Genomic DNA, 25345 nt, shown 5'->3' on the forward strand with positions numbered 1-25345 from the left:
CTGAAAATCGTTTAATCAAGGCGCTTGTAACCGTTCAATAAGGCAGAATCAGAGGCTCGATGTTCACCAAGAGGTCACTCACCTTATTCGAAATAAACATAGCGTAGAAGCCATGACTAAACAGAGCGTAATTCAGTGATCGGTCACTCAAAAATCCGCATTAAAGTAATGCAAACTGATCAATGCGGACTTGTGATCGATAATGAGGTCAGGCGATGTTTTGCTGATTAGCGTCTTGAAAGAGACTTGCTCAGCAAAACAGACAAGCCGCGGCTTTGGCGTAGCACAATTTAGACTCAGTAATTTAGACGTAATAATTTAGACGCAATGGTAGCAAGCAAGTGCAGAGTGTTTAGGGCCTTCCTAACACGTAAAGAAGAAAGATGAGATAACATCTGCCAGCACTCTCTTTTTACCTAAAAATGAAATGTGGAGATCAAGCAATGGACAAAACCCTCAAGTTTACAGACAGCCACGAATGGGTGCGTGATAACGGTGATGGTACTGTAACCATCGGCATCTCTGAGCATGCACAAGAAATGCTTGGTGATGTTGTTTTCGTAGACTTACCTGAAGTCGAAGCAGAAATCGATGCAGGTGAAAACTTCTCATTAGTTGAATCAGTGAAAGCCGCATCAGACATCTACGCGCCTGTCACCGGTGAAATCATCGAAGTGAACGAGGAGCTTGAGGACAGTCCTGAGCTTATCAACGAAGAACCATACGAAGGCGGTTGGATCGTCAAAGTGAAATTGTCTGATCCGGAAGAGTTAAACGATCTCAAAGACGCAGACGAATATTTAAGCTCTATCGAAGAAGAATAATAAATCAGCAAAAGCTGCCCATGAAAGTGGGCGGCTTTTTTTAAAGGCTCGTATTAATGGATATCGGTATCTTTTTCTCAACAGAGTCAAAAGCCCCGACATCCGAGCCAGAAGGTAAAGGATAATGACAACACTACTTCAAAGCCTCAGCACTCGACATGAGTTCGTTGCTCGCCACAACGGACCAAACAAAGCCGACCAACAAGCAATGCTCGATGCTATCGATGCAAAAAGCTTGGATGAGTTGATCATTCAAACCGTGCCAGCACAAATCCGCTTGGAAAAACCACTCATGCTCACCGAAGCCAAGAGTGAAGCCGATATGCTTGCCGCCATGAAACAGTTTGCCAAGCTTAATCAAATTAAGCGCACTTACATTGGCCAAGGGTACTACAACACCTTCACGCCAAATGTTATTTTGCGTAATGTATTCGAAAATCCAGGTTGGTATACCGCTTATACGCCTTACCAACCGGAAATCTCACAAGGCCGCCTTGAAGCACTACTCAACTTCCAACAAATGGTGATGGACTTAACTGGCATGGAAATCGCCAATGCATCCTTGTTGGATGAAGCCACTGCGGCTGCGGAAGCGATGACCCTATGCAAACGAGCAGGCAAGAGCAAAAGTAACCAGTTCTTCGTCGCTACGGATGTGCACCCACAAACTATTGAAGTGGTTAAAACCCGTGCAAAATACATCGGTTTTGACGTAATCGTTGACGACGTTGACTCACTGCCGAACCACGATGTGTTCGGAGCTTTAGTTCAATACCCATCGACCACGGGTGAAGTACGCGATATCACTGATATCATTAGCGCCGCGCAAGCCAACAAAACTCTAGTGACCGTCGCCACCGATCTGCTTGCCAGCACACTTTTAAAACCTGCGGGTGAAATGGGCGCCGATGTAGTGATAGGCTCTGCTCAGCGTTTTGGTGTGCCAATGGGTTATGGTGGCCCACACGCCGCCTTCATGGCGACCAAAGACAAACACAAACGTACCATGCCTGGTCGCGTTATCGGTGTTTCCATTGATGCTAAAGGTAACCAAGCACTGCGCATGGCAATGCAAACTCGTGAGCAACATATCCGCCGCGAGAAAGCGACCTCAAACATCTGTACTGCGCAGGCACTACTGGCCAATATGGCCTCGTTCTACGCGGTATATCATGGTGCAGAAGGCTTGCGTACTATCGCTCGTCGCACACACCATATGACGGCAATCCTTGCCGCTGGGCTAACTAAGTCAGGTTACGAACTGGCACATAATAGCTTCTTTGACACCATTACCATCAACAGTGGTGATCAAACCGAAGCGCTCTATCAAAAAGCTCAGTCAAACGACATCAACCTTCGCTTACTAAAATCTTCACACCAACTCGGCGTGAGCTTAGATGAAACCACCACTGTCGCGGATATCGACGCACTCTTTAACATTTTTGATATCAAAGAAAATGTGTCTGCACTCGCTTCGGATATAGAGAAAAATGAGTTTGCTGCGATTCCTGAATCTTGTCGTCGCACCAGCTCATATTTAACGCACCCAGTGTTTAACACTCATCACAGTGAAACGCAGATGATGCGTTACCTTAAACAGCTAGAAAATAAAGACTTCTCGCTCACTCATGGCATGATCCCGCTGGGCAGTTGTACCATGAAACTCAATGCCGCTGCCGAAATGATTCCTGTCACTTGGCCAGAATTTGGCGCACTACATCCATTTGTTCCGCTTGAGCAAGCCGCTGGTTACACTGCGCTGGCAAAAGATCTGAAAGAGAAACTGTGTGAGATAACCGGTTACGACGACTTCTCGCTACAACCAAACTCTGGAGCGTCAGGCGAATACGCTGGGCTTATCGCCATTCAGCGTTACCATGAAAGCCGTGGCGACGCACATCGTAATGTCTGTTTGATCCCAAGCTCCGCGCATGGCACTAACCCTGCTACAGCCTCTATGGTGTCAATGAAGGTCGTGGTCGTGAAATGCGACCAAGAAGGTAACATCGATATTAGCGATCTGGCAGATAAAATCGAAAAACACCGCGATAACCTTTCCAGCATCATGATCACCTACCCTTCAACCCACGGCGTGTATGAAGAACAAGTGAAGCTTGTGTGCGAGATGGTGCACCAAGCGGGCGGCCAAGTGTACCTTGATGGTGCCAATATGAACGCGCAGGTGGGCTTAACCACACCAGGCTTTATTGGCTCAGACGTTTCGCACCTTAACCTACACAAAACCTTCTGTATTCCGCATGGTGGTGGTGGCCCAGGCATGGGACCTATTGGGGTGAAATCGCACCTTGCACCTTTCCTACCCGGTCATATTGAAAATGGGGTCGAAGGCGAAGCGTTTGCCGTATCCGCTGCAGATCTCGGCAGTGCCTCTATTCTGCCAATTTCATGGGCTTATATTGCCATGATGGGCGAAGTAGGCTTAACCGAAGCGACCAAGGTGGCGATTTTGAATGCCAACTATGTGATGGAAATGCTCCGCCCATACTACCCAGTGCTTTACCGTGGCACCAATGGCCGTGTCGCGCACGAATGCATTATCGATATTCGTCCACTCAAAGAAGCCACCGGCATTAGCGAAGAAGACATTGCCAAACGCTTAATGGATTACGGCTTCCACGCGCCAACGATGTCCTTCCCAGTGGCGGGCACGTTGATGGTTGAGCCAACCGAATCGGAAGACTTGGAAGAGTTAGACCGCTTCTGCGAAGCCATGGTTGCGATTCGTTTAGAGATGGACAAAGTGAAAAATGGTGAATGGCCGTTAGACAACAACCCACTGGTGAATGCACCACATACGCAAGTGGATCTGTCTGATGACCAATGGGATCGTCCTTACTCGCGTGAGGTTGCGTGTTTCCCATCTTACGCCACCAAGCAATCGAAATACTGGCCGACTGTAAACCGCGTCGATAATGTTTATGGCGATCGTAATTTGATCTGCTCATGCCCAAGTGTGGATCATTATCAGTAGGAGTCTGAGGATAGCTAACTAAGTTGGTTATTGGGCTAAGCTATCTGGCGTCAATCAACTTAGCTGATCACAGATAACCAAGTTGGAAACCGATAACTAAATTGGAAACTAACTTGAATTAAAAAGGCGAACCGTTTGGTTCGCCTTTTTAGTTCCATAGAACTTACACACAATAACTACCTGAGCTCACAACTCACCAACTGGCACTGATTTCTAATCAAGTGCTCTTGCGTAATAGCCAGTGTATTCTTCTCAATGAAGGTTAAATGCTCTCGCACTGATGCGCTGACATCTCTGCTCTTGAGCCTATCAAGCTGATCTAGTTGTTTCAAAAATTCATCGAGCTTATTGATACCTCGAAATAACTCCAGATTTAGGACAGGGACAACCCAATAGTGTTTATCATTACTTAGTTGGTCGATCATATCTAAGCCTGCTGGATCGTAATCATAGAAAAAGCCTACTTCAACGGCATTGTTGTCAAAGCATTCAATCAGAGTAGGTAGGTCTTTTTGGTTTTTTCCGTGACCACGGTAAACGAGCACAGCGGATTGCCATTCATCTGGCAAAGAGAGTACAACGTCTTTCCATCGAACCATTAGCTCGCCATTTTCGATAATAAGTACTCGGCTAAAACGCGGGAAATCTAAATCATCCAACTGTACAGAAGCTACATACCTAGCTTCTTTTGGTACATCTGGCTGATTCTTTAAAGGGATATTCACATTACCAGCTAAGCTAATGAGCTGCTGAAACACACCACCTTTTGCAGACTTCTCGCTAATACCAGGGCGTGCAGTATCCATCCGAGAGTTGCTACTCTGTTGAAAGGTCAGAAGATTTTGTCCCAATGTTGAAGTAAAATACTTTTCAATTTCCCTCAATTCTGAACGGGATAAAAGAATTGAATTGCCACTAACAGCCCCGACTTCTACGAGCCTGCAAACTTCAGTATTGGACTTGTTGGCAGGAATCCTCTCCCTCGAATTAACAACAACCCTCTTAGCAGCATTAATTAGCGATAGAGATAGCGTCATTTAGCACCTCCGATTGTTTCAAAAACAATATCACTAATAATCACATTACCGTCATAAGGTAATACGACTTCTCTTTCTTCCTTAACTTGAACGATACTCTTCAAACCGACTTTTTGCGCACTAATGTAACCATCGACCAGTAAAAGCCAGTCCTCCAGTTCTATATCGAGATCAAACAGTGTATAGCTTTGCGCAGCAGATAGAGGGAGAATGTTAGGGTTGGATTTTATTGCCTCAAACATTAACTCTAGCGCTTCATCTACCTCGTTTAGTTCAAACTCTTCTTCATCTTCACGGACATCCGTAACTTCGATACTGTCTAAATCTGAAGCTCTGCCTTTTTTCCTCTCACAGCTAGCAAGAGCCCTTACAGCCAAATCAATTAAGTCATCAGCTTGAATGTCACTATTAGTATTTCCGTAGGCTCGTACTTCTGTTTCCGAAACCTGAGACAAGCAGTCAGGCAAACATTCAATGGAATCTATAGATGGCGAAAAGGTTTTGTCATCTTGGAACTTAGCTGCAAAAACATCAATAATGCGATTAAGCTTGGAAGATTTCTTATCTCGCTGAAGCTTTGCCAACATATCGACCATTTTTTTGTTTGATACATTTAAGTCCTTCAATGCTATATCGATTTTAGATTTAAGTAGCTTCAAAAGAATTCGCTCAAGGTGAATGTCAGTTTGTACCCACTCTCTTAGCTTTTTCACACTTAAATGCTCGAAGATACTATTGATTCTACCGATCTCACGTTTGCATCGACCGATTTGGCGAATTTTGTCATCAACATCAGTGACCATGCTAAATTCATCAGCAACGATCCTATGAAAAGAAGATACGGTCTCAACTAAGGCGTCATTTATCTCGACTGTTATCTCTCGAATTTCATCTAAGTAGTGTTGTTTTTTATCGTCATTGAAGTCCTTAACTCGTCGGTAACTGTCAACGGCATAATCCAAGTTTTCAATCTGATTAGAAAACTCACCATGACGTTCTCTGAATCTATAACGACTAGTTACCCTATCCAGTAAACGTTTAACAGACGAATGAACTTGGACTCCATGCTCATCATCTAAGTGATATGCCAACTGATGTTTTGTAAGTGCTGCAATTGCAGCTTTATTGCTTTCACTATGATGAAGTACTCCAGCTTGCTCATAGCAAGCCTCGTCTACTACCTCAGTATGAGTGCTTAAAGCTCGCACAGCTTCTTTTGACTCCACTTGTCGAGACATCTAAATCAACCCCATTTGAGTATCTAATTCATTTCCACCATCAGCTTCACTTTCCAGCATCCCTTCATTAATAGCGATAAACTCCAAAGTCTCATAAAGCAATGACCATTTTGCTGTAGCGATAAAGAGAGAGCCAGTTGATGATGGAGATACAAAGTACTGAGGAATCCCCTAATGATTTTGATAAAAATCATAAATTTAAGGTAGATGCACATCTTGTCATGTGATCAAATGGTTCTGAGAAAAATCAATAACCAGACAACAAGATGTGCGAACTCGATATTTTACACGACTCTCTTTACCAATTCTGCCCTGAATTGCACTTAAAACGACTCAACAGTTTAACGCTGGCTTGCCACGCATTACTTGAATGTAAAACGCTCACTCTTACCGAACTTGGTCGTAACCTGCCAACGAAAGCCAGAACAAAACATAACATCAAACGAATCGACAGATTGTTAGGTAATCGTCACTTGCACAAAGAGCGACTCGCTGTATACCGTTGGCATGCCAGCTTTATCTGTTCAGGTAATTCGATGCCCATTGTTCTTGTTGACTGGTCTGATATTCGTGAGCAAAAACGGCTTATGGTATTGCGGGCTTCGGTGGCACTACATGGTCGTTCTATTACTCTTTATGAGAAAGCCTTTCCGCTTTCAGAGCAATGTTCAAAGAAGGCTCATGACCAATTTCTAGCCGACCTTGCAAGCATTCTACCGAGTAACACTACACCGCTCATTGTCAGTGATGCTGGCTTTAAAGTGCCATGGTATAAATCCGTTGAAAAGCTAGGTTGGTACTGGTTAAGTCGAGTCAGAGGGAAAGTGCAATATGCAGATTTAGGTGCGGAAAACTGGCAACCTATCAGCAACTTACATAGCATATCCTCAAGTCGCTCAAAGACTTTAGGCTATAAGAGGTTGACTAAGAGCAACCCAATTTCATGTCAAATTGCACTGTATAAATCACGTCCTAAAGGCCGAAAAAATCAGCGTTCGACACGGACTAATTGTCATCATCCGTCACCTAAAATCTACTCCGCTTCGACAAAAGAACCATGGGTTTTAGCGACTAACTTGCCCGTTGAAATCCGAACACCAAAGCAACTTGTTAGGCTCTACTCGAAGCGTATGCAAATTGAAGAAACCTTCCGAGACTTGAAAAGCCCAGCCTACGGTTTAGGCCTCCGTCATAGCCGAACTAGCAGCTCAGAGCGCTTTGATATCATGCTGCTAATCGCCCTAATGCTTCAACTGACATTTTGGCTTGCTGGAGTTCATGGTCAGAAACAAGGTTGGGATAAGCACTTCCAAGCTAACACTGTCAAAAATCGAAATGTACTCTCAACAGTGCGCTTAGGGATGGAAGTTTTGCGGCATTCTGGCTACACAATAACGAGGGAAGACTTGCTCGCGGCTGCAACCCTGCTTGCTCAAAATCTATTCAAACATGGTTGTGCTTTGGGGAAATTATGAGGGGATCCCTCAGTACAAAGTATCCTTCTTGGACAAGATAATCTAAGATCGACCTCAGCTTCGTTTTACTCTCTTTGCTTTTATGGGCTCTTTTAAGCTTGTGTGCAATATGATCAAGCTGATTTTGAAGTGAGTTACTTTCCTCTATTGCTGCGAGTAACTCTGACTCCGAAAGCTTGCCACCAGCCATGATAGGTCTGGAGTCTGAATCAATATTTCGGGCTAGTTTGAGCCAAGCGATTATTCCTTCCATCGTCTGCGAAAAAACTTCAAAGTCTTTGAGAACTTCGTTTTTCTTTCGAGTGTTATCGATGCTCTCGTATCCACAGTAAAAACCTAGGCCGTCTTGTGTTTCGACTGTTGTCATGCTTATTCGAGACAAGTATTGGTTCATGTCACTTCGATTTCTGGTATCGGATAAGTATGTGTACTCAATAGGAGATGCATATTCACATATCACTTTTTTACTCATGAGCATTCGGAAAACCGATTCAAACTTATTCATTCAACCACCTCCGTAGACTGATTTTGTTTCGACTCAGAAAGCAATGGATTGACTCTGCTTCTACGTCCACCAATAAATGATTTGACACCTACATTCTTTACGATGTGATTTTTAGTCGCGAAGTACTTATAAGTAGCTGGATGCAGATCTGGCTGAGCAGTGAACAAGCAAATACCTTTTTGAGCCATCATGTCGAATAAAATAGCCAGGTTAGAAATAGAAATTTTCCCTAATTCGTCGAGCGGCCAGTGAATGGCAACGTCTTCATCCTGACACAAGAATCGAGTCATCCCACAGAAAACAACGATAATAGCTAGTTTGGAAATCCCTTCGGAGCCGACCTTTTCTAAATCTTCATCATTTCGAACCACTGCTGGGCGTCCATTCTCAACAATCGTTATCTCCATCTCGACCAAAGACTCTAGGTTTTTAGATATCTGAGCCTCTTTAAATGAAGCCAACAGTTGCTTGAAGGAAGCAAGAAACGCTTTGGAAGGTAGACCTCTTGAGGTTTCGCCTGACCATCTATCCAATTCGACACTAAATAGATTAAGGTCTTTCCAAAGATCAAAAGTATGTATCTTGCTTGATAGTTTGATGTGTATGGTGTCGATAGCAGGGAAAGGATTGCCCGTTTCAATCGACTTGTCCAAAGTGCTCGAAACTGAATCTACTTTACTATTCACCTGTTTAAGGGTTTGGTGATAGTTAGAAATCTGAGTCGATATTGAACGAAGTGTCTCAATTTTAACGTCCCTAACATCTGGTATCACGTTAAGGACAAGCTCTTCAAGATCTCCCAAGCAAGCAAGGGAAAATTGAGGACTATCGTAGTTGATAGCATAGTCATAATTTTCTGAAAGCTTCGTCATGGTCGCAGAGCGCATCTGCTCCCACATCATCTTTATTTCATTGTTGTCGTCCAACCCTAAGATTGTGTTACTTACGTCTTTTACTTTACTAACGATTTCTTTCTTAAGAGTGTTAATCGCAGTGATTTTATCCGTCACTAAACTCACTGCATGCTCAACAGAATGAAATTCCGAATCTACAGAGACATCCTCTACGTTAGCTAAATCTGATTCATCGACCGCTTTTTCTAGGCTGTTAGTACAAGTAGTAAGCTGCGCTATGGCCTCCTTGACTGTAATGAAATCTTCTTCATATAACTTGATTGAAGACGATACTTCATCAATTCTTTTGTTTACCGACTTCTCATAGTCGTCTCTCTTCGCTTCACCTCCCGTGATCTGTCGATCTAAAACCAAAATTTCAGAATTGTAGCTATCAATATATTTCCATTCTGATTCTAGCCAAGTGTCATAGTCGTGAATTAAAGCTTGAAATGTTTTTATCTCCTCACATTGGCGTTCGAGAGATTCCCACTTCGACTTGGCTCTTTCGATACTGACTGGATCTACTCCTTTACTCATCAAGGCTTGGTTGAACGCTAACTTGTAGTCACTAATTCTGTCTGAAGTTATCTTTTCTTTATTTTTAATCAGCTCATCAATAGCACTTTTTTTCGCGTCCTCTTCTGACAAGCGATAATCGAAGTTAGCTTTCACCTGAACACGCTCTTGTTGATGGCGCTGTTCCTCGTTTTCAAGTTTTTCTTTCAGCTCAAACTTGATGGTAAAAAGTTCAGACTCTAGTACGCTTTTCTTTTTCTTAACTTCAGATGTACGACTTTCAGCATCACTTTCAAACTGGACTGTTTTTTGCTCTTTTAGGAGATTGAGCTTGCTCAGTTCTTCCTCAAAGACTTTTGTTCTTTGACTTTGAATTTTTATTTCTTTGTGAAGCTTATCTGCTTCTTGCTCATCACTTTTGGCCCTGCTCTTCGCTTTACCTTGCCGAACTTCTACTTCTGACTCCTTGATTTTTAGAGTCTCTAATCGCTCTGAAAGCTTCTCGTCACTCAGACAAAAATCAGGAAGTGCGATTGAATCCAGATCCAAATAAAGACCAAAAATCGACTCAGTAGCTTCTGGGTCGAAAAATGGTTTCAAGTTTTTCGCATTTAACAAACTAGGAGTGATTACTTTGCCTATATTGCCGCGCCAATCAGGCACTTTTTGATCTAGGTACTCGTTGAGCGACCCTTTTGCTGGCAATAATGCGCGACTAACAGAAACTATTTCATCTGAAATTTCTTTTAATTCGCTAGTACATGTGTGGTAAGTAGAAAGACTGTTCTCATGATTTTTCTCTGCCTGACGTAGTTGCTCATTCAAGTGAATTACTGCATTGTGGGAAGCGTTAAGTTGTTCACGCTTACTCTCAAGATCACTTTCCAGACTACGTAATTCGCCTTTTTGTTCTGGTGTGAACTCTAAAGACTGCCCTTCTAGAATTGCAAGTCGGAATTGTTCTTGTCTTATCTTGTCAGACTGTTCATCGAACTCATCTTGCAACTTTTTCTTTTGAAGGTTGAGGTCACTCTGCATCGCCTCTAAACGGTCGTTTTTTTGCTCGAATATCTCTTCCTTAGTGTTAAGTATATTATTGATCTCTTTTTGCTTACTGGAGCGGAAATTAGCACATTCGAGTTCCAATTTTTGTACCTGACTGTTAAACGTACTTTCTTCGGTTTCTACGTCTTCCAGTAAGTTGTCGTAATGTTTCCTTGCAGATTCTGCTTCCTTCAGCAAGTCACTCAAGCTATTGTAAAGCGTGATTTTTTCTAAAATATCATCCTCGTTCTCGTACTTGTCACGCTTATTGTAAATAGCATCAACTACTTTGGATTTCCTTTCAAACTCAGTCCGATGAATGCTTAACTCAGTATCAAGCTTTTGAAGTCTATCTTTCCTCTCACTGACTAGGGAGCCGTGCAACTCCTTCTGCGAACGAATTTTGTCAGACAACTGAGTGTCATTTAGTGCCAGTTGACGCAGATAAGAAGCGATTTGAGCTCGATAGGAGTTTAGTTGCTTTATGTACTCATCAAGGCTGTCTTTACTTGCAACTGCTTCATCGAACTTGCTCTTTTTAGTGTCTAGTTGAACAAACACATCTAGGCTATTTGCTAGGTTGATATACTCTTTCTTGTATGGGACATCGTCCATCGATGTATTGTTCAAGAAACAGTCCACAATCATCGTCTTAAAACGACTCAACATTTTCTTGTGGCGCATCATTGTCGCCGTCAAAATGTCGATATGATTCATGTTATGGCTCGCAGAACACAACGAGTACTCATGGGCGATTGCAACTAAGTTTTTACCCGTACTACGTCTTTGGGCCAAACGCTTTTTATTGTTTAGAATTACAGAGCGGTAATCGACACTAGTTTCAATTTGCGAACTTACTGACATTGACTGAGACACAAGGTTTTTAAGCCATGTTCGAGTTTCACTTCCTTGCTTAATTAGCTCGTCGTACAAATGCTGAGAAAACAATTGTTCAGCGGTTCCTGTCAAAAACCTATAAGCGACACTGGAGCCATTTCGATACATTACAGAACACTTTCTCTCACCAAGCTTTTCATATTCGAACACGATGACAGATTTTGGGGTGGGCAAGTAGTAATCAACAAAGGAAACTTTATCCGCTTGTCTATCCACCAGCTTACTCGGATCGGCTCCATAGAACGCTGGAAGTAAGCTTAACAAAGTGGATTTACCAGCTCCGTTATCACCCGTATTGTTGCTATGCCCGATAGCCTTGACCTTGAATAGTTTCCCAGGGATAAATGAGTGGAAAAGTACGATCCCTAGTAGTTTAGAGCTTTTTGTTTCAGATTTATTCATTTCTTTCATCACAGTGCGGCAGAGATATTCTCAACCCCTCGGTTAGTGAATGACCTACAACAAACTTACTGACTCGACTGCCACTAAGTAAGTCCATTATTTGTGCTTCCAACTTCCACCAGAGTTAAGAGGCTGCGTTTAAGATAGAAATGCCTCAACACCCAAAAGAGCCAAGTGTTCGTGTCTACTAGCGGTCAAAGAATCAACTAGTAGCATATTACACTGGAATCAAATGATTCGTTAGAGTAAATTAGTACAGTTCATTTTGATAAGGGTAATCATTGTGCGTTGTGTCGAATCTCCACAAACCAAACGACTAAGGCTTATTGATTTCTATCTCTGCTTCTTTGGGAAAGTGAATCGCTCCGACCTTATTCAGCACGGTGATATTGCCGTTGCAACAGCAAGCCGCTCTTTTAATGCTTACAAAGAACGTTTTCCCAACAACACGGTTTTCAACGAAAGCCTGCGAGCATACATGAGGTCAGCATCGTTTAGCCCAGCTTTTGAGCATGACCCAGAAGCAGCTCTGAGGTTAATAGCATGGGGTCAGGAGCTTAACTCCATTCCAGTAACAACTTATGGTGTAAGCAGCTTTGCGACAGTGTTGGATTCACTATCTATTGATATCGTCTCCCAAGTCACAAGGTCGATTCTGAATAAGCACTGTATTTCTGTCCTGTATAGTTCCTCAACTAGCACCGAGACTAGAACCCTGACACCTCATTCTCTATTCAAAGGACTTGGGGCTTGGCACATCCGTGCTTGGGACAGCAAAAGACGTAAATTCCTGTGCTTTAGAATAAGTAGAATTCTTAAGGCTGAACAAACTGACTGCTCATACGACAAGACTATAGAGGACGATACTCTTTGGAACCGTGACGTTGTCCTAAGTGTTGCACCGCACTCTAAGCATGAAAATAGAAATGACTTAGCTATTGATCTTGGTATGGAGGGTCAATACGTGCGAAACATTACAACCAACGAAGCGTTAGCTGGTTACGTGCTCAATGACCTCCACGTAGACTGTACGCCTAATGCTTCTTTGCCGCCGCATGCCTTTAACTTGCAGTTGATGAATAGACACGAGCTAGAGCATGTTGACTCTATTCGAGCCCTAGTACCTGGATTTATACAGAACAAAGATGATAAAGCTTGAGGTAAGTGAGCCCTGAGCATATTGAGTTGTTTACACAAACAAGCGGCTGATTCATTACAAATTCGAGGTGCGTAAAGAGCGGTTCGCAAAGTACGGTTCGGGTTTTACGAACTGAGTAATTAATCTAAAGAGAGAGTTTCCAACTTTGTTAACCAAACTTGCTGCCTTCATTAGCCATAAAGCACTGGAGTTTCCAACTCGGTTATCGTTAAAGAGTATTCCAGCTCGTTGATTTAGAAAGCTGGCAAGTTTCCATCTTAGTTATCTGTGATCAGGATAACTAACTAAGTTGGTTAATTCTTAATAATTCAAAAGCGAACCGAATGGTTTGCTTTTTGGTTATTGGGCTAAGCTACCTGGCGTCAATCAACTTAGCGACTCTACTAGAACAGCTTGCTAGTACCTTATATAAGTTTGATGGCATGTTTGAAATTCTGCGAATGCCAAACAAGTAAACCACTCTCGATAACAACCTAATCATAATAGGTATAGGCTAAGATTCACTAACCTTCATTTTCTAAAAGGCCTTGTCACCTAGCGGCAAGACTTGTTTTTACATCTGCAGACAATCACCTAGCTGCACCCCCTTCTAACAGTAAGGTTATTTGCTTGCAGACAAGAATCTAGTTTAGGTTTGTAACCGGAACGAATAAGCACCTTATCCTCTCAATACTTCTCACATAATCCGTCTCTGGAATTTCTTAACTACAACCTATAGTTTACTATCAATAAAAGTAAACGTTAGTGTATACTTCTGTTTCAATCTAATAAAAGTACTCACTTTCGTGTGCTTTTAGGTTATGTAGAATTGACTCATGATAAAAAGAAGCGACATTAAGCAAGACGATATCATTAAATCTGCTATTACGGTTTTTTCGCAAAAAGGCTTTAAGCAAGCCAGCATGGAAGGAATAGCGAAAGAAGCGGGCGTATCCAAACGTACTTTATACAAGTACTACCCAAACAAAGAAGCGTTATTTGAGGTCATTGTCAGCACGTTGATGTGTCGATTTGATGATCAGTGTCAGGCTGAATTTAGTCCTTCAGTTTCCATTGCGACTCAATTGACGCAACTCACACTAAAACAACTTTGTTATATCAATACTGAAGATTTTCAAGCCACTGCAAGGTTGGTGATAGCTGAATGCATCCGTTGTCCCACAGCATCACAGATGCTAATGCAAAGATTTTCAGCCATTGAAGATACTTATGGTCTTCAAGAATGGATCCGACAAGGCATTGAAGCAAAAGCGCTCAACGTTACCAATGTTGAATTAGCAATTGAGCAATTCATTGGCAGTATTAAAGCCGTCGTATTTTGGCCACAACTCCTAGCCCATCAACCACCACCAAGTTGCGAAGAATTAGAGCGAGTAGTAAACGCAGCCGTTAACGGTTTTGTGGCGACATACGCGAGCAAATAGCAGGTAGATAACGTTACAGATTGATGTTTATCATCATTCTGAACAAGCTAACTCTGTGTCATTTGAGCTCGACAGCAGAAGAATAATCACTAATGTCTGCCTACGATCTTTATTTGCTGCAGATGACCCGATAAAATGCGTCAAAGATAAAAACGAATTGGAATGATCATGGCAAAGTTAACACTGCAAGAGCAAATGTTAAAAGCAGGCTTAGTAAACGAGAAGAAACTAAAAAAAGCGAAAAAAGGCTCTAAAAAGTCTCGTGTGCAAGCTCGTGAAGTAAAAGCTGCGGTTGAAGAGAACAAACGTCAGCAGCAAGAACGTGACAAAGAATTGAGCAGCCAGCAAAAAGAGCAACGTTTAAGCAACGAAATCCGCGCTCAAATTAAGCAACTGATCGAAATGAACAAAGTTGATTTAGGCGATGGCGATATCAAGTATAACTTTACCGATGGAACCTTAGTTAAATCCTTCTATGTTGATACATTGATCCGTAAGCAGTTGATCAGTGGCATCTTAGCGATTGCACGTTATGAAGAAACTTACGTTGTGATCCCAAGTGTTGTCGCCAATAAGATTGCTCAACGTGACGAGCAAGTCATCATTGAACAGAAAGAAGCGGAATCAACCGAGGTCGCCGAAGATGATCCGTACGCAGATTTCGTCGTTCCTGATGACCTAATGTGGTAAAAGCAATCGAGCTGCTCTATTTTATGGGCAGCTCTCTTTATTTTTATCAACCAGTTACATTATTAGCTAATATTTCCCCCTACGTTAAAACCTCTTCAACACATCTTTGATCTGCTTAATTCGCTGTTACACTGAATATCTTTACTTTATGTGCAATGAATTGCATTAATAATCCATGCGTTTTGCTATTATCGCGACGATTTTAACTTTTTGTCGTCGTTGAGTTGTTCATGAGATCACTATTCAATAATCATCAATTGTCCCACTGGATCTTTACCAGTGCGATCAAATTTTCGATTGTTCCTATTGTCTATATCGTGCCAGTGTTCGTATTTCAGATCCCTGTAGAATCTATTTATGATTACCTATTGGAGGTGGTGCGCCTGTACTGCGTTATTTTAATGACTTCGATGATAGGTAAATTAGTAAACTCAAAGCTGATAAAACTAGGGCTAATGATTGCAGTCGCAAATGGCGTTTACGACTCAATAACCGAAATCGTCTACATAGATTTAATGATCAGTAATCGCTTCCCATTCGCCGATGCATTATTGGATGAAGCACTACTCATCATTGGTTATGGCTGTATCATTAAAGGGTTATATCTTCACTTTACTCGTATAAATAAACTCACATTGACTGACAACCTCACCAAATGCTACACCCTAGCAACCCTCGATCTTGTCCCCTTAGGGGCCTATCAAGTGTTCTACTTTGATATCGATAATTTCAGTAACGTTAACAAATCCAAAGGCCATGATATTGGTAACAAAGTACTGAATGCCTTCGCCACACAGCTAATGTATTCCTGCCAAGATCTTGGCTATGTGTTTAGAATCGAAGCTGACAAGTTTCTCGTTGTCGTCGATATAGACCAAGCCGAAGATTATATTGAATCGGTCACCAAAGCCTATGAAAGAAAAGAGATCAGCTTCAGTTCCGGCACAGCCGCGTGCCTAAATAACCGTTTCAAAGAATCCATAGCAGAAGCAGAAGAAAACCTACGCGAAATGAAACGCTGCAAGAACTCCCTCTATAACAGAGAGTTTGAACTCGAAGGTTATGAGTAAGACCATCACTAGTCACTCAGTTAATCGGGTTGTACCGCGCCACTACACAGTGATCGCACTGTTCGCTAGAGTATCAAGTTTGTCGACTGACTAATAAGTTAATGCCTGAAAGTGCAAGAAACCCTGCACAAGTACGATTAAAGCGTTTTGCCATCTTCGGTTGAGCAAACCAATGGCGAAGATATAGCCCAAATAACGCATAAAGACTTATTGCCATCAGCTCTAATAGTAAAAATGTAACGCCTAATATGAAAAACTGTTGATTGATGGAGCTCGTAACATCGACAAACTGAGGCAAAAATGCAGTAAAGATCAGAATCGCTTTCGGGTTGCCCGCTGCCAAAATAAACTCTTGCTTTGCTAAGCCAAAAGAGCTTTTCGTTGTCTCAACATCCGCTAACGGACTCGCTTGAGAACGCCATAGATGCCATGCAATCCAAACCAAATATAGCGCGCCAAACAATTTGATTGCCAAAAAGATCGCTTCTGAGGTGTAGAGCACAACTGCCAAGCCAGATCCCGCAAGCGCGATCATGAATGAAAATGCGACAATGCGCCCTAAACCAGCAAACAAAGCGGATTTAAAGCCAAAACAACGGGCATTATTCATCGACAACAAATTGTTGGGGCCGGGTGTCATATTCAAAGCAAAGCAAGCAGGGATAAACAACAGTAATTTCCATAATTCCATGATCGTTTCTCTTGATGTTACTAAGTTGAGCGTAACGTTAACCGTTGCGCACACAACAACGATTAGCTTCCCCTCACGAGTAATCGCTTGAAGTCAAACAAATCATATTGCCTCAATCACCGCTGTTTTCCTCCTTTTGAATCACTACTTCACTCACACACCCGCCTGAAAGTCATGTAATCAAGGTTTAACCAAGCACCAATTGCACCTCAGTTAACCAACTGGTCAATCGCTTAACGCAAAAAACACTCTATGCTTAATGACATGTGTAAATAAACAGTACTAGAGAATATGAAGAGTCAGTTTTTACTCAGCTTTAAAGAACATATGCGCTCTCGTTACTACGCGACGAAAACAATCGAGGCGTATGCATTTTGGGTTGCGCGTTATATTCGCTTTCATGAGTTCGAACACCCAAGCAAACTAGGTGATGAACATATCGAAGCCTTCTTATCTGACTTAGCCGTTAAACAACGTGTGGCAGCAAAAACGCAAGCTCTCGCGCTCAATTCCTTATTGTTTCTTTATCGAGAGTTTCTGCTGATTTCTGTTGACCCTAATATGAAATTTGCCAAATCACTTAAAGACATCAAGCTACCCGTAGTGCTTACAAAACAAGAGATGCGACGCTTCGTCGAACATATTGATCCAAGGCATAAGCTCCAGTGTATGTTGCTGTACGGTTCAGGGCTGCGTTTAATGGAGTGCATGCGACTGCGAATACAAGATATTGATTTCGACTACGGTGCTCTGCGCATCTGGCATGGTAAAGGCGGTAAGAATCGCACCGTCACCTTAGCCAAAGAGCTCTATCCTTTGCTACGTGAGCAAATCGCGTTAACACAACGTTTCTATGATAAAGATATGCAGACTAAAGGCTATGGTGGCGCTTGGATCCCGCAAGCTCGGCTTCCCAAGTACCCTCAAGCGCAATATGAATTTCGCTGGCACTACCTCTTTCCGTCTACTCGGCTCTCTGTTGATAAAGAGTCCGACCTAATGCGCCGTCATCATATGGCAGAAACCGTGTTACAACGCTCGGTAAAACGCTCCGCTGTTGATGCAGGAATAGAGAAACACGTAACTTGCCATACGTTAAGACACAGTTTTGCTACACACTTGTTGGAAGGAGGCGCAGATATACGCACCGTTCAAGAGCAACTCGGCCACAGTGACGTTAGGACGACACAAATATACACGCATGTCATTGACCGCGGAGCGAACGGTGTATTAAGCCCACTATCGAGTTTATAGTTCAAAAACTGGGTAAAGCGAAATAAAGCGTGTTAGCAGAATTTATACGTTGGAGGGGAAAATTGGTGATTAGAAAAAGAAAAAAGGAGAGCCTAAGCTCTCCTTTTATTAAACCTGAACTGCTAATTAAAGAGCAGCTTTCGCTTTTTCAACTAGTACAGCAAATGCTGCTTTGTCGAATACTGCGATGTCAGCAAGGATCTTACGGTCGATCTCGATAGATGCTTTCTTAAGACCGTTGATGAAACGGCTGTAAGATAGACCATTTTGACGAGATGCCGCGTTGATACGTGCAATCCAAAGTTGACGGAATTGACGTTTCTTGTTGCGACGGTCACGGTAAGCGTATTGACCAGCTTTGGTAACTGCTTGGAAAGCTACGCGGTAAACACGTGAACGTGCACCGTAGTAACCTTTAGCTTGTTTTAGAACTTTCTTATGACGTGCACGAGCTTGTACACCACGTTTTACGCGAGGCATTATGCTTCTCCTAAACTAAACGAATATTAAACTAAAAAGAATTAAGCGTATGGCATCATACGAGCAATTGCAGCCACTTCACACTTAGGAAGGATTGCATTTGGACGTAGCTGACGCTTGTTCTTAGTAGTACGCTTAGTCAGGATGTGACGTTTAGTAGCGTGCTTAAACTTAATACCACCAGCAGTTTTCTTAAAACGCTTAGCAGCACCTTTGTTGGTTTTCATCTTAGGCATGATGAATAACTCCGCATTGTTGAGTTGTTTATAACAATAGTAATTAGGGCGAACAAAACCTAGCCGTTTATCTTTTTCAAGAAAAGCGACTAGATTTTCTTACTTGCAAAAGCCGTTAATTACTTCTTTTTAGGGGCCAACACCATGATCATCTGGCGACCTTCTATTCGAGTTGGGAAAGATTCAACAACAGCAAATTCTTCTGTGTCGGCTTTCAGTCGATGTAGAACGTCAACACCGATGTCTTGGTGAGCCATCTCGCGGCCACGGAAGCGAATAGTTACTTTCACTTTGTTGCCGTCTTCAAGGAAACCAGTCAGGTTGCGTAGTTTTACCTGATAGTCTCCAATATCAGTTCCAGGTCGGAATTTAATTTCCTTGATCTGAACCTGTTTTTGCTTTTTCTTCTGCTCTTTAGCAGACTTGCTCTTTTCAAAGAGGAATTTGCCGTAATCCATCACGCGACAGACTGGTGGCTCCGCGTTAGGGCTGATCTCTACAAGGTCCATACCTGCTTCTTCAGCAGCAGCTACAGCTTCTTGAATTGATACAACACCAACTGACTCACCGTCAGCACCAGTTAAACGAACTTCACGTACGCCACGAATTTCACCGTTTAAACGGTGCGGGTTTTGTTTTACCGGCTGTTGGCCGCGTCTTCCGCCTTTAATAGCTTATTCCTCCAGATTGAGCTTACGGCTAGTAATCTCGGCTTGGATGTATGTAATTAAATCATCCACTTTAAATTTGCCAAGATCCTTGCCTCTACGTGTACGGACTGCGATTTCGCCTGCTTCCATCTCTTGGTCGCCACAAACTAGCATAAACGGTACACGCTTCAATGTATGTTCGCGGATTTTAAAGCCAATCTTCTCATTTCTCAAGTCCGCTTTGGCTCTAATTCCACTTTTTTGCAATTTTTTTGCTACTTCTTGTGCGTAATCAGCCTGTTTGTCAGTAATGTTCATAATTACTGCTTGTTCAGGAGCCAACCACGTTGGGAAGAAGCCCGCGTATTCTTCAATTAGAATACCGATGAAACGCTCTAGAGAGCCTAAAATCGCGCGGTGGATCATAACTGGTACAAGGCGCTCATTGCTCTCGCCTACGTAAGTCGCACCAAGGCGATTTGGTAGGTTAAAGTCTAGCTGTACTGTACCACATTGCCACGCACGGTCTAAGCAGTCATGTAGAGTAAATTCAATCTTAGGACCGTAGAATGCACCTTCGCCCTCTTGAATTTCGTATGGGATGTCCATCGATTCAAGAGATAGTTTAAGCGCTTCTTCTGATTGATCCCAGATTTCATCAGAACCAACACGGTTTTCAGGACGTGTTGATAGTTTAACAACAATGTTGTCAAAACCGAATGTCTGGTATGTATCATAAACCATCTTGATACAGCTCGTCACTTCCTCTTGGATTTGACTCTCAGTACAGAAAATATGAGCGTCATCTTGAGTAAAGCCACGTACACGCATGATACCGTGTAGAGCACCTGATGGTTCATTACGGTGACATGAGCCAAACTCAGCCATACGTAATGGTAGATCACGGTAAGATTTCAGGCCTTGGTTAAAGATCTGAATGTGACCTGGACAGTTCATCGGCTTCAGTGCGTAATCACGGTTCTCAGAAGAAGTCGTGAACATCGCCTCAGCGTATTTGTCCCAGTGACCAGAACGCTCCCAAAGAACGCGATCCATAATAAGTGGACCTTTTACTTCTTGGTAGCCGTACTCGTCTAGCTTAGAGCGTACGAATACTTCTAGATCACGGAAGATTGACCAGCCATTATGGTGCCAGAACACCATACCTGGTGCTTCTTGCTGCATGTGGAATAGGTCAAGCTGCTTACCGAGTTTACGGTGGTCGCGTTTAGCCGCTTCTTCAAGGCGAGTTAGGTGCGCCTTAAGTGCTTTCTTATCATGGAAAGCAGTACCGTAAATACGTTGTAGCATTTTATTGTCGCTGTTACCACGCCAGTAAGCGCCTGCAACATTCAGCAGTGTGAAGTGTTGGCAGAAGCCCATGTTTGGTACGTGAGGACCACGACACATGTCGATGTATTCTTCATGATGGTATAGGCCTGGACGGTCGTCACGAGCAACGTTCTCATCCAAGATTTCCATTTTGTAGGTTTCGCCACGCGCTTCGAATGCGTCACGCGCTTCCTGCCAGCTAACTTTCTTTTTAACAACTTCGTACTTGGTCTTCGCAAGCTCTTTCATACGCTTTTCGATCTTTTCAAGATCGTCTTGCGTTAGCGACTCTTCTAGATCGATATCGTAGTAGAAACCGCTGTCGATCGTTGGACCGATCGCCATTTTCGCTTGTGGGTAAAGCTGCTTGATTGCATGACCTAGAAGGTGAGCACAAGAGTGACGAACGATTTCTAGACCGTCCACTTCATCTTTTACTGTGATGATTTCTAGGCTTGCGTCTTGTTCAATAAGATCGCATGCATCAACGCGTTGACCGTTAACACGACCAGCGATGGTTGCTTTTGCAAGACCAGGGCCGATAGATTGTGCAACTTCAAGAGTAGAAACTGGGTTGTCAAATTGACGCTGACTGCCGTCAGGAAGAGTAATAATAGGCATGTATAATCCTTACAGTGGTGTTGCATACCAAGCAACACTTGCTTATTTAATCGCTTTAAGCCATTTAAACCGATTAGTGAATTTGGTTTTTCGTTCGCATTTAGAGACAAATACGGATGCCCCTTCCTACGAATAGGCGCACATTGTAACCGAACCAGACAAAATAACAATCAAAGTCACACATTTCGATGAATAACCTTTACTCGTGATTATTTCATAAGCAATACAACAAAAACGCCGCCAAGCGAAAGACGCAGGCGGCGTTTAGATATATTGCTGTATGCCTGTAAGCTTTGTTCTTCAAGGCTTAGGGGGATAGCCCTAACATTGTTGCCCTATTTCTAGTCATACCATTTCTAGTATTATCGCATCAAGAAAGACAACATTGACCACAACAAGCCTTACAGGGTAAAGAACGATAATTGTGCTTTTTGCTTCTCAGCTAGCTGAGACAGTTCATTGCTCGCACTCGCGCTTTGGCTAATACCAGTAACATTCTGATTTACCAACTCAGACATGTTCACCACGTTACGGTTAATGTCTTGCGTCACTTGCGATTGCTGCTCAGCTGCCGTTGCAACTTGTGTATTGGCATCATTAATGTGCGTAACGGCTTCGGTAATACCCACTAACGCTTCATTAGCGTGACGCGCTAGGTCGTTATTCTTGGTCAGCATATCAAGGCTCATCTGCATACCATCGTTCGCAAGGCCCGACTGCTTCTGTAACTCTTCAATAATACTTTGAATTTCAACCGTTGAAGCTTGTGTACGTGCAGCCAGCATGCGCACTTCATCAGCAACAACCGCAAAGCCACGGCCCGATTCACCGGCACGTGCCGCTTCAATTGCTGCGTTTAACGCCAATAAATTGGTTTGTTCCGAGATGCCACTGATCACTTCAATCACATTGTTGATTTGCTCAGATTGTTCTTTCAGCTTAGTCACGACCAGTGCTGCATCGTTAAGTGCATGGCCCATTTGTTCACTGGCGGCATTACTCTCTTCAAAGGTTGCTAAGGCAGAGAGTGCTAATTGTTCTGCATCACGAGCGGTAGTATCCGCCAATTGTGCATTATCGCTAACGTTGTCAGCCGTACATGCTAACTCGTTAACCGCTGAAGCGACTTGTTCAATCTCCATTAGCTCTTGTTGAGCATTATTTTCTGCTTGAGTCATTACCGCTGCAAGTTCAGTTGATGCCGACGCGACTTCTTCACTAATACGAGTTAAGTGATCTACGGTCGAATGCAGCTGCTCAACAGTTTGATTTACATCTTGGCTAAGCTGTGCCACTTCATTGTCACCGTCAGTTTCCGCACGGACAGATAAATCACCGTGAGCAATCTTACGCATCACTTGTTGCAGAGTTTGAATTGGCGTCACAATCATACCTGACAGGAACCACGCTACAACCAATGACAGCGTCAATACGCTGAGCACGGTCCACATTGCTAAACTCTGTACGCTTTCGGCAGCACGCTCGCTCTCTGCCATTGCAGCCGTTGCAATTGTATTTACCTTTTTAGATAAATCATTGATTGAACTAACCATCACATTGCCTGCAGTACGATATTTGGCAATAAAGTCATTATATTCTTGTTGTGATACCAAACCTTGGTCACGACGGTTGAAAAACGTTACCGCTTGCTCTGACTGACGTACATAGTCTTCAATCGAACGGTTCACTTGATTGACTTCAGTGCGGAATGTACCTCGTTTTGCCATGCCATCTAAGTCGCGTTGGATCTCGCGCATACTTTGCTTTAGTTCTGCAAGAAAAGCATCGCGGCGGTCGGCATCGTAAATGGCATACACCGCACTAATACGTAGTGGGTAAACTTGGTCGTCGATTTTGGCTAACGAATCTTTATAGTAAACCAAAGACTGGGTGTTATCAGAAACCACCGCTTGCTCTTGCTGTAGATTGTTTTTGGTGATCCAAAGGGCAATAAAGAGAGCGAAAGTAGTGAACAGCACTGGCAACAGTACTTGGGTGCGAATAGAAAGGTTTTTCAGTGAAAACTGCATGGTTGGCCTTTATTATCAGGTTCTAAGTGCGCATCCATGCTTTGGGAATTCTCCCATCGAGGCGGCGAGTCTATTACAATTACACACCACAAGTCCACCCGATTAAGTCATTAAATTATAACAACTTAATATACAAAACCCGTCAAAAAAACGTCACCACAGTCAATATGCCGACAAGTTTTTTAAGCCACTGAACTAAAAGAAAAAAGCCAGAGCATTGCTCTGGCTTGAAGAAACGATGGGCTCACGCCAGTTAGAAATCGTAACGAACACCAAGACGAAGGGTATCTTCACCTTGGGTGACTAGACCCGTTACTGCACTTTTTTCTTCATCCAAACCATTTAGGTAGTATGAAAGGTAAGTACGGAAATTACCGTTAAACTTGTAGTACCCGACCAGTTCTACGCCTTCGGTCTTGTCATATTTTGCGCTATCCGCTTGTTCATTTTCTTGCTTGGTATAAAGCGCAGCCGCTGAAAACTGTTTATTGAATTGATACTGAGCGACAAATTCCATCGCAGTAAATTCTTTATCTTCCGTACCGCTGGCTTTGTCATTCAGGTCGCCGAATGAATATGTGCCTGCAAGGTAAAGGTTTTCTATTGTAAAACCTAAGCCAAATAACGCTTCAGAAGCACTACCCGCCCCTTGACCTAAATCAGCACCAGAGAAGGCCAAACCTAAATCTAACCCCATTGGCAGTGAATAAAGACCAGAAATACCATAGCCATCCGTGTCTTTCGCCTGGTTCGCTTGATAAGTTGCTTCAACTTGCAATGCATCAAAATCGCCGGCGTACTTAAACACGCTGTTTTGCTTATCGCTTGCAGACTCAATAACTTGCTGCACACCAGAAAACTCGGTGATATCGGTCAGATCTGAAACAATCACTGATGCCATATCTTGACGGCCAAAAGAGACTGCGCCGAATTCACCTTGAAGACCTGCATACATGTAGCGGTTTTCAAATAGGTTATCACCAGTATCTTGCTCACCTTCGTAAACGGCAAAAGCGGTCAACTCATCCGTAATTTGAGATTTACCTTTAAGGTTAAGACGTGCACGCGTACTGTCTTTCATCGTACCATCGATTTCAGCGCCTTTTGATGTACCGATAAAGTCACCACGAAATTCAACACGACCGCCAACTTTCAACTCTGTGCCATCCGCACTATATACTGTTGCGGCTAGTGCTGAACCAGAAGTTAGACCGGCGAAGACGGCAAGTGCCACTGCTGCTTTTTTCATTTTCTTTTCCCTAAGTTAGTCGTGAGCTATGCGCTCAATTGCTTTTGCTGGTGACTAAATTAGCGATCAAATATGAAAATCACATGGCATAAAAATGAAAGTTAAATTTCATATCCATTTGTTTTTTATTACAAACCTACTGTTTGTAAGGTTATTTAATAGCAAGATTAACCCAATAACGAAAAGCTAACGCGCGTCTTTCGGAGAGCCCATGACAACCATGGTGGTGATGGAATTGACATGCTCGCACTCCCCCAAGACATCAGCATGAAATTTTTTATAGCTGATGAGATCCTTGGTTTCAACGCGCAACAAATACTCTGTCGAACCGGTAATATTGTGGCACTCCACCACTTCATCTACGTCACGAACATGCTCTTCAAAAGCCAGCTGTGCTTGCTTGCGATGACTCGCAAGCCCAATCGAGACATAAGCAATAAAACCAATACCTAGCTCGATGGTATTGAGCTTTACTTTATAACCGGTGATCACACCACGCTTTTCTAAATCTTGTACTCGACGCAGTGTGGCTGAAGGTGACAGGCCTATGATATTGGCCAAATCCACATTCGAGATTCGACCGTCCCTTTTTAACTCCTGCAATATTCTTTCTTCAAATCGATCCATAACGAA

The 25345-nt window shown here is 43.0% G+C and carries 20 protein-coding genes; 8 read left to right on the plus strand and 12 right to left on the minus strand.

Going from position 1 to position 25345, the window contains the following annotated elements; translation table 11 throughout:
- Window positions 1-443 precede the first annotated feature (443 nt).
- Window positions 444-824 (plus strand): glycine cleavage system protein GcvH, encoded by a 381-nt coding sequence (gene gcvH, locus RJD38_RS15420; RefSeq protein WP_005595311.1) that lies wholly within the window; start codon window positions 444-446, stop codon window positions 822-824.
- Window positions 825-948: 124 nt separating this feature from the next.
- A complete protein-coding gene (gcvP, locus tag RJD38_RS15425) occupies window positions 949-3816 on the plus strand; it encodes an aminomethyl-transferring glycine dehydrogenase (protein ID WP_065546500.1) in 2868 nt (955 codons plus the stop codon).
- 176 nt (window positions 3817-3992) lie between these two features.
- Here the strand turns inward: gcvP and RJD38_RS15430 are convergent, their stop codons facing one another.
- Together RJD38_RS15430 and RJD38_RS15435 are read right to left on the minus strand one after the other, a co-directional pair.
- Window positions 3993-4853 carry a DUF7281 domain-containing protein gene (locus RJD38_RS15430; RefSeq protein ID WP_065546501.1) on the minus strand — a complete coding sequence of 287 codons (861 nt, stop codon included), beginning with the start codon at window positions 4851-4853 and terminating at the stop codon, window positions 3993-3995.
- A complete protein-coding gene (locus RJD38_RS15435) occupies window positions 4850-6091 on the minus strand; it encodes a hypothetical protein (protein WP_065546502.1) in 1242 nt (413 codons plus the stop codon). The genes RJD38_RS15430 and RJD38_RS15435 overlap by 4 nt, the downstream gene beginning before the upstream one ends.
- A gap of 266 nt (window positions 6092-6357) precedes the next feature.
- Here RJD38_RS15435 and RJD38_RS15440 point away from each other — a divergent pair, with 266 nt between their 5' ends.
- Window positions 6358-7566: an IS4 family transposase gene (locus tag RJD38_RS15440; protein WP_032073033.1), complete on the plus strand. Its 1209-nt coding sequence runs from the start codon at window positions 6358-6360 to the stop codon at window positions 7564-7566.
- Here RJD38_RS15440 and RJD38_RS15445 read toward each other — a convergent pair.
- Window positions 7535-8071 (minus strand): condensin complex protein MksE, encoded by a 537-nt coding sequence (locus RJD38_RS15445; RefSeq protein WP_406853357.1) that lies wholly within the window; start codon window positions 8069-8071, stop codon window positions 7535-7537. The genes RJD38_RS15440 and RJD38_RS15445 overlap by 32 nt on opposite strands.
- A complete protein-coding gene (locus RJD38_RS15450) occupies window positions 8068-11835 on the minus strand; it encodes an ATP-binding protein (protein WP_083163738.1) in 3768 nt (1255 codons plus the stop codon). Before RJD38_RS15450 ends, RJD38_RS15445 begins: the two co-directional genes overlap by 4 nt.
- A 274-nt stretch (window positions 11836-12109) precedes the next feature.
- Between RJD38_RS15450 and RJD38_RS15455 the strand changes: the two genes are divergently transcribed.
- The 4 genes from RJD38_RS15455 (at window position 12110) to RJD38_RS15470 (ending at window position 16169) form a co-directional block, all read left to right on the plus strand.
- Window positions 12110-12985 carry a WYL domain-containing protein gene (locus tag RJD38_RS15455; RefSeq protein WP_045495757.1) on the plus strand — a complete coding sequence of 292 codons (876 nt, stop codon included), beginning with the start codon at window positions 12110-12112 and terminating at the stop codon, window positions 12983-12985.
- 815 nt (window positions 12986-13800) lie between these two features.
- Window positions 13801-14409, plus strand: a complete 609-nt coding sequence (locus RJD38_RS15460; protein ID WP_065546505.1) for a TetR/AcrR family transcriptional regulator — start codon at window positions 13801-13803, stop codon at window positions 14407-14409.
- Window positions 14410-14577: 168 nt separating this feature from the next.
- Window positions 14578-15099, plus strand: a complete 522-nt coding sequence (locus tag RJD38_RS15465) for a DUF2058 domain-containing protein (RefSeq protein WP_040758060.1) — start codon at window positions 14578-14580, stop codon at window positions 15097-15099.
- Between the two features lie 230 nt (window positions 15100-15329).
- Entirely contained in the window at window positions 15330-16169 is an 840-nt protein-coding gene (locus tag RJD38_RS15470; RefSeq protein WP_005599951.1) for a GGDEF domain-containing protein, read from the plus strand.
- Window positions 16170-16242: 73 nt separating this feature from the next.
- On the opposite strand, the gene RJD38_RS15475 is transcribed toward RJD38_RS15470, so the two are convergent.
- Window positions 16243-16860 (minus strand): LysE family translocator, encoded by a 618-nt coding sequence (locus RJD38_RS15475; protein WP_065546506.1) that lies wholly within the window; start codon window positions 16858-16860, stop codon window positions 16243-16245.
- A gap of 291 nt (window positions 16861-17151) precedes the next feature.
- Here RJD38_RS15475 and RJD38_RS15480 point away from each other — a divergent pair, with 291 nt between their 5' ends.
- Window positions 17152-18114, plus strand: a complete 963-nt coding sequence (locus tag RJD38_RS15480) for an integron integrase (RefSeq protein ID WP_065546507.1) — start codon at window positions 17152-17154, stop codon at window positions 18112-18114.
- 126 nt (window positions 18115-18240) lie between these two features.
- On the opposite strand, the gene rplT is transcribed toward RJD38_RS15480, so the two are convergent.
- From rplT to RJD38_RS15515, 7 genes are all read right to left on the minus strand, one after another.
- Window positions 18241-18594: a 50S ribosomal protein L20 gene (gene rplT, locus RJD38_RS15485; RefSeq protein ID WP_004401084.1), complete on the minus strand. Its 354-nt coding sequence runs from the start codon at window positions 18592-18594 to the stop codon at window positions 18241-18243.
- Window positions 18595-18635: 41 nt separating this feature from the next.
- The gene (gene rpmI / locus RJD38_RS15490) at window positions 18636-18830 is read right to left on the minus strand and encodes a 50S ribosomal protein L35 (RefSeq protein ID WP_005599947.1); all 195 of its coding nucleotides are present in this window, start codon (window positions 18828-18830) and stop codon (window positions 18636-18638) included.
- Window positions 18831-18949: 119 nt separating this feature from the next.
- On the minus strand, window positions 18950-19438 hold the full coding sequence (infC, locus tag RJD38_RS15495) for a translation initiation factor IF-3 (protein ID WP_335720525.1): 489 nt from the start codon (window positions 19436-19438) through the stop codon (window positions 18950-18952).
- 66 nt (window positions 19439-19504) lie between these two features.
- Window positions 19505-21433 carry a threonine--tRNA ligase gene (gene thrS, locus RJD38_RS15500; RefSeq protein WP_005599944.1) on the minus strand — a complete coding sequence of 643 codons (1929 nt, stop codon included), beginning with the start codon at window positions 21431-21433 and terminating at the stop codon, window positions 19505-19507.
- Between the two features lie 401 nt (window positions 21434-21834).
- Window positions 21835-23463 carry a methyl-accepting chemotaxis protein gene (locus tag RJD38_RS15505; RefSeq protein ID WP_005599943.1) on the minus strand — a complete coding sequence of 543 codons (1629 nt, stop codon included), beginning with the start codon at window positions 23461-23463 and terminating at the stop codon, window positions 21835-21837.
- A gap of 253 nt (window positions 23464-23716) precedes the next feature.
- The gene (locus tag RJD38_RS15510) at window positions 23717-24712 is read right to left on the minus strand and encodes a porin (protein ID WP_065546508.1); all 996 of its coding nucleotides are present in this window, start codon (window positions 24710-24712) and stop codon (window positions 23717-23719) included.
- A gap of 186 nt (window positions 24713-24898) precedes the next feature.
- Window positions 24899-25339 carry an Lrp/AsnC family transcriptional regulator gene (locus RJD38_RS15515; RefSeq protein ID WP_038219306.1) on the minus strand — a complete coding sequence of 147 codons (441 nt, stop codon included), beginning with the start codon at window positions 25337-25339 and terminating at the stop codon, window positions 24899-24901.
- Window positions 25340-25345 lie beyond the last annotated feature (6 nt).

The organism is Vibrio scophthalmi, assembly GCF_040869025.1.
Classification (GTDB): Bacteria; Pseudomonadota; Gammaproteobacteria; order Enterobacterales; family Vibrionaceae; genus Vibrio; species Vibrio scophthalmi.

Bases quoted from the DNA above. Each gene is read 5' to 3' on its own strand.
- gcvH (WP_005595311.1), top strand. From the start codon at position 444: ATGGACAAAACCCTCAAGTTTACAGACAGCCACGAATGGGTGCGTGAT.
- gcvP (WP_065546500.1), top strand. From the start codon at position 949: ATGACAACACTACTTCAAAGCCTCAGCACTCGACATGAGTTCGTTGCT.
- RJD38_RS15430 (WP_065546501.1), bottom strand. From the start codon at position 4,853: ATGACGCTATCTCTATCGCTAATTAATGCTGCTAAGAGGGTTGTTGTT.
- RJD38_RS15435 (WP_065546502.1), bottom strand. From the start codon at position 6,091: ATGTCTCGACAAGTGGAGTCAAAAGAAGCTGTGCGAGCTTTAAGCACT.
- RJD38_RS15440 (WP_032073033.1), top strand. From the start codon at position 6,358: ATGTGCGAACTCGATATTTTACACGACTCTCTTTACCAATTCTGCCCT.
- RJD38_RS15445 (WP_406853357.1), bottom strand. From the start codon at position 8,071: ATGAATAAGTTTGAATCGGTTTTCCGAATGCTCATGAGTAAAAAAGTG.
- RJD38_RS15450 (WP_083163738.1), bottom strand. From the start codon at position 11,835: ATGAAAGAAATGAATAAATCTGAAACAAAAAGCTCTAAACTACTAGGG.
- RJD38_RS15460 (WP_065546505.1), top strand. From the start codon at position 13,801: ATGATAAAAAGAAGCGACATTAAGCAAGACGATATCATTAAATCTGCT.
- RJD38_RS15465 (WP_040758060.1), top strand. From the start codon at position 14,578: ATGGCAAAGTTAACACTGCAAGAGCAAATGTTAAAAGCAGGCTTAGTA.
- RJD38_RS15470 (WP_005599951.1), top strand. From the start codon at position 15,330: ATGAGATCACTATTCAATAATCATCAATTGTCCCACTGGATCTTTACC.
- RJD38_RS15475 (WP_065546506.1), bottom strand. From the start codon at position 16,860: ATGGAATTATGGAAATTACTGTTGTTTATCCCTGCTTGCTTTGCTTTG.
- RJD38_RS15480 (WP_065546507.1), top strand. From the start codon at position 17,152: ATGAAGAGTCAGTTTTTACTCAGCTTTAAAGAACATATGCGCTCTCGT.
- rplT (WP_004401084.1), bottom strand. From the start codon at position 18,594: ATGCCTCGCGTAAAACGTGGTGTACAAGCTCGTGCACGTCATAAGAAA.
- rpmI (WP_005599947.1), bottom strand. From the start codon at position 18,830: ATGCCTAAGATGAAAACCAACAAAGGTGCTGCTAAGCGTTTTAAGAAA.
- thrS (WP_005599944.1), bottom strand. From the start codon at position 21,433: ATGCCTATTATTACTCTTCCTGACGGCAGTCAGCGTCAATTTGACAAC.
- RJD38_RS15505 (WP_005599943.1), bottom strand. From the start codon at position 23,463: ATGCAGTTTTCACTGAAAAACCTTTCTATTCGCACCCAAGTACTGTTG.
- RJD38_RS15510 (WP_065546508.1), bottom strand. From the start codon at position 24,712: ATGAAAAAAGCAGCAGTGGCACTTGCCGTCTTCGCCGGTCTAACTTCT.
- RJD38_RS15515 (WP_038219306.1), bottom strand. From the start codon at position 25,339: ATGGATCGATTTGAAGAAAGAATATTGCAGGAGTTAAAAAGGGACGGT.